This is a genomic window from Rhizobium moroccans, assembly GCF_057559155.1.
This window is the reverse complement of sequence record NZ_JBHFJG010000015.1, coordinates 20,907-25,944: the sequence shown is the minus strand read 5'-3', so window position 1 is coordinate 25,944 and position 5,038 is coordinate 20,907. Positions and strand designations below refer to the sequence as shown.

Genomic DNA, 5,038 nt, shown 5'->3' with positions numbered 1-5,038 from the left:
AACGAATGGGGCTTCTCCAACCGCATGAACGACACCGCGGTCGCTTTCGCGAAGCTGATCTGATCCTTCCTATCGATTGCCCCTCATCCGCCTGCCGGCACCTTCTCCCCGTTCTGACGGGGAGAAGGACGCGCGTGGCACTCGCTCAACTCCTTCTCCGACGTCGAGGATGGCTAATCTCTTCCGAGAAGGGATATGCCGCACCGTTCTGCCACGACCGCGACCGTGCCGCAGGGCACGTCTCCTCTCCCCGCCTGCGGGGAGAGGGTTAGGGTGAGGGGCTAATCCCGGTAGCAGTCAGATGCGCCCCGCCTCGATCTCTTCGAGCTTCGCATTGACCCGATCCCGCCATCCGCGGTTCCCGACAAGCGCCTGCGGAAACAGCCCCGGAATGGCGAAGAACGGCGCCGAGGGATCATCCGGGGATGCTTGCGCGGCCGCCGCCCGGACTTCCTCCCGCCGCGGATCGTCGATATCCGGCGTGCGTTTCGCATAGGCGATCCAGAGCGCCGTCGCATAGGCGAAGGAGGCGGCATCGCGGCCCGCCGCGAGATCGTCCACCGTGCCGGCGAAGATGCGCTGCGGCAGCTTCTGCGTGCCGTCCATGGCGATCTGGCGCGTCCGGTGCGCGATGGTCGGATTAGCGAAGCGCTCGATCAACTGGTCGATATAGTGCTTGAGGTCGATGCCGGGCACCGGATCAAGCGTCTTCACCGCCGCCTGCATATGCCGCCGCGCCAATTGCGCATATTCCGGCACGGCCATGACGTCGCGCACGAATTCCAGGCCCTTCAATTGCCCGAGATAGGCGATCATCGAATGCGCGCCGTTGAGAAGCCGGAGCTTCATCTTCTCATAGGGCTCCACGTCATCGACAAAGAGTGCGCCGCCGGCTTCCCATTTCGGGCGGCCGGAGATGAAATGATCCTCGATCACCCATTGCATGAAGGGCTCGGTTTCCAGCGACTGCCGGTCCTCGACGCCGAGCATTGCGGTTGCGCGGGCGCGGCTTTCCTCCGTCGCGGCCGGCACGATGCGGTCCACCATGCTGGATGGGAAGGCTCCCTTTTCCGATATCCAGGTGGCGAGCGCGGGATCGTTGGCGCCAGCCATCTCGATCACCAGACCCCGGACGATGCGGCCATTGGTCGGCAGGTTGTCGCAGCAGAGCACCGTGAACGGCGGCAGGCCTGCATTCTTGCGGCTTGCGAGGCCGGCCACGAGATAGCCGAGAATGCCGATCGGCGCTGCAGGGTTTTCGAGATCGGCCTTCACCGACGGATGGCCACGATCGAGCCCGCCGCTCACCGGGTCGAGCCCATAGGCCTTTTCCGTGACCGTGATGGTGACGATCCTGATTTCGGGATCGGCAAGCAGCCTCAGCAGTTCATCGCGTTCTTCTACCGCCGCCAGCCCTTTGATGATCGAGCCGACTACCTGCACGCTTTCGCCCGCGCCGCTGCGGGTGACGACCGAATAGAGCCCGTCCTGCTCGTTGAGTTCGCGGACGATATCCGCCGAGCGCAGGCTGACGCCGATGATGCCCCATGGGCCGAACTCCTCGGTCAGCGCCGCATCGGTATAGACCGCCTGATGGGCACGGTGGAAGGCACCGAGGCCGATATGCAGGATGCCCGGTTCCAGCGCCTTGCGATCATAGGCCGGCAGCACGACCGGGCCGGAGAATTGGGTCGAAGCGGAAAGGCGGTCCATGATCAAAGCCCATATTGGCTGTGGGAGAGCGCCCGCTCGATACCGCGCAGTTCCGCCAAACCCTTCAATCGGCCGATGGCCGGATAGCCGGGTTGCGCGCCACGCTTCAGGTCGTCGAGGATTTCCTGGCCGTGATCCGGACGCATCGGGATTTCGTGATCCGCGCGGCCTTCCGCCCTGCGGCGCGTTTCTTCCTTCAGCAGCTCGGCGATCACCGCCACCATGTCCGTGTGGCCCTCGAGATGCTCGTCCTCATAGAAGGAGCAAGGCGTTCCCTCCTCTTCCCGATGAACGTTGCGCAGATGGACGAAGTGAATGCGGGGCGCAAGGCGCTCGACCATGCCCGGCAGGTCGTTTTCGGCGCGGGCCCCGAGCGAGCCGGTGCAGAAGGTGACGCCATTGGCGGAGCTATCCACCTGCCGCAGCATGTGCGCGTAGTCTTCCTCGGTCGAAAGAATACGCGGCAGGCCGAGCAGCGCCCACGGCGGATCGTCGGGATGAGCGCAGATATTGATGCCGACCTGTTCCGCCACCGGCGTCACTTCCGAGAGGAAATCTATGAGGTGCTGTTGCAGCTTTTCGCGGCTGATGCCGTCATAGGTCGCCAGGTGTTCTCGCAACTGCGGCAGGGTGTATCCGTCGGCCGAACCCGGAAGGCCGGCGCCTATATTCTTCGACAGCGCTAAGCGGCGCTCGTCCGGCATTTCGGCAAAACGCTTCGCAGCCTTTTCGCGCGTCGCCTGGTCATAATCTTCCGGCGCGCCGGGGCGCTGCAGAAGGTGGATGTCGAAGGCTACGAAATCGATGAGATCGAAGCGCATGGCCTTGGCGCCGTGGCGGGCCGTCCAGCGCAGGTCCGTGCGGGTCCAGTCCAGCACCGGCATGAAATTGTAGCAGACGGTGCGAATGCCCGAGGCCGAAAGACGGCGCAGCGATTCCTGCCAGTTGGCGATGTGGCTCCGCCATTCGCCGGTCTGCGTCTTGATGCTTTCGGAGACGGGCACGCTTTCCACCACGTCCCAAAAAAGGCCGCCCGCCTTGATCTCCTCGTGGCGCTTGGCGATCTCCTCGACAGGCCAGACATCCCCTGTCGGAATATGGTGAAGCGCGCTGACGATGCCCTTGGCACCGGCCTGCGCCGCATCCTCAACGGTTACCTTATCGACCGGGCCGAACCAACGCCATGTATGCCGCATGAAAACCCCTCAGGAGAGAAAAGTCAGTTGCACCTTGCAGGCGGCCGTGCGGTCGCCTGCCTGTTCGAAGGCCGCCACGGCCTGATCGATCGGAAAGGTGTGGGAGATGATCGGCCGCACATCGATTTCGCGTCGCCCGATCAGGTCGGCGGCGATCGCGAATTCGTCGTCGAAGCGCTGCGACCCGATCCACTGCAATTCCTTGCCGACCAGCGCGTTCAAGGGCACCGGCACGTCTCCGGTAACGCCCACCTGGACGATCATCCCGCGCGGCTTCACCGCCGCCACGGCCGTCCTGATCGCCGGTGCTGCCGCCGAGCATTCGAAGGCCACGTCGAAATAGCCCTTCTCCGCCTCGAATGTCGCCAGATCGGTGGCATTCGTCGCCACGTTCACCGTTCTGTCAGCGCCCATGGCAGCAGCTCTTTCCAGAGCCGCATCCGTGAGATCGGTCACGACGATCTCGCCGGCTCCGGCATGACGGGCAGCGGCCACGACGAGCACGCCGATCGGCCCGGCGCCCGTGACCAGCACGCGCTTGCCTTTGAGATCGCCGGCCCGCGATACCGCATGCAGGCAGACGGCCAGCGGCTCGGCGCAGGCCGCCTCACCGGCGCTCACCGTCTTACCGGCCGGATGGCACTGGATCGCCGGCACCACGAGCCAATCGCGGAACATGCCCTGCGCATGGGGAAGACGCATGGCGCTGCCCATGAACTGCATGTTGAGGCAGTGGATGGGCAAGCCCTCCTCGCAGAAGCGGCAATGGCCGCAGGGCTGGCTCGGATTGACCGAGACAAGATCGCCGATCGCGAGGCCTGAGACGCCCGGCCCCAATGCCTCCACATAGCCCGCCGCCTCATGGCCCGGAATGATCGGCTCCCGCACCCGGACGGGGCCGAAGCCGCCGTCCTGGTAATAATGCAGGTCTGAGCCGCAAATGCCGCCCGCCGCCATCCTCAGCAGCACCTCGCCTTCGCGAGGCGCCGCAACCGGCGCCTCCTCGACCTTGAGATCCCGCTGGCCATAGAGGCGTGCCAGTCTCGTTTGCATCTGCCCCATCCTTATTTGATCAGGCCGAGCTGCGTCGGCAGCCAGAGCGTGATCGTCGGAATAAAGGTGATGAGGATCAGAGCCAGGAAGAGCGGAATCATCCATGGCAGGATGGCCATCGTCGTCCGCTCTACCGACAGTTTCGATATCCGCGAAAGCACGAACAGCACCATGCCGACCGGCGGCGTCAAGAGACCGATCATCAGGTTCAGCGTGAAGATCAGGCCCATATGCACCGGATCGATCCCATAGCGGGCAGCGATCGGCATCAGGATCGGAACCAGAATACTGATCGCGGCGATCGTATCGAGGAAGGCACCGACGATCAGCAGCAAGATGTTGACGATGATCAGGAAGGTCCACCAATTGTCCGTCAGCGAGAACATGAAGTCGGAGAACAGCTGGGCCGCCTGGCTGACCGTCAGGAGCCATGCGAAGATCGAGGCGGTGGTGACGATGAACAGCACCGACGCCGTGGTCTCGATCGTATCGAAACTCGCCTTGGCGAGCGTCTTCAAGGTCATCGTACGATACCGCACGAGGCCGAGGAAGAGCGACCAGATGACCGCCGCAACCGCAGCTTCGGTCGGGGTGAACCAGCCCATGGTCATGCCGCCGATCAGGAGCACCGGCGTCATCAGCGCCATGACGGCGGAGAAATCGTAATACCAGTCCAGCGCGATGAGTGCGACGAGTGCGACCAGCACGGCCACGTTGATCGACAGGCCCGCCAGGATCAGCAGGTAGACCGCCACCGGGAAGCAGAGAACGATGGCCACTTCCAGAGACGCGGACGCGAGTTTCTTCAACTCGAACGGCGTGTCCGATCCCCAGCCCTTGCGGTAGGCAAAGATGAAGACGGTCAGCATCATCAGGAGCGTCATGACGATGCCCGGCAGGATGCCGGCCATGAACAGGGCGCCGATCGAGACATTCGCCATCATGCCGTAGATGACGAAGGGCAGCGACGGCGGGAAGATCGGCCCGAGGGTCGCGGACGCGGCGGTGACCCCGACAGCGGCCTCGACCGGATAGCCGTGATCCTTCATGGCCTTGATCTCGATCGTGCCGATGCC

4 protein-coding genes are annotated in these 5,038 nt (G+C 63.9%); all 4 read right to left on the bottom strand.

Annotated elements, in window-relative coordinates:
• Nucleotides 1-297: 297 nt before the first annotated feature.
• Entirely contained in the window at nucleotides 298-1,716 is a 1,419-nt protein-coding gene (locus ACE04I_RS11000; RefSeq protein ID WP_046794357.1) for a mannitol dehydrogenase family protein, read from the bottom strand.
• Complete coding sequence (gene uxuA / locus ACE04I_RS10995) at nucleotides 1,716-2,909, bottom strand: mannonate dehydratase (RefSeq protein ID WP_046794192.1); 1,194 nt, start codon at nucleotides 2,907-2,909, stop codon at nucleotides 1,716-1,718. Before uxuA ends, ACE04I_RS11000 begins: the two co-directional genes overlap by 1 nt.
• Nucleotides 2,910-2,918: 9 nt before the next feature.
• The gene (locus tag ACE04I_RS10990; RefSeq protein WP_046794356.1) at nucleotides 2,919-3,962 is read right to left on the bottom strand and encodes an L-idonate 5-dehydrogenase; all 1,044 of its coding nucleotides are present in this window, start codon (nucleotides 3,960-3,962) and stop codon (nucleotides 2,919-2,921) included.
• Between the two features lie 11 nt (nucleotides 3,963-3,973).
• Nucleotides 3,974-5,038: TRAP transporter large permease (locus ACE04I_RS10985; protein ID WP_487207041.1), on the bottom strand; the 1,065-nt coding region annotated here is incomplete at its 5' end.

What these genes read in the sequence shown, in the direction of transcription:
- ACE04I_RS10990 (WP_046794356.1), bottom strand. Translation starts at nt 3,962, where the DNA reads ATGCAAACGAGACTGGCACGCCTCTATGGCCAGCGGGATCTCAAGGTC.
- uxuA (WP_046794192.1), bottom strand. Translation starts at nt 2,909, where the DNA reads ATGCGGCATACATGGCGTTGGTTCGGCCCGGTCGATAAGGTAACCGTT.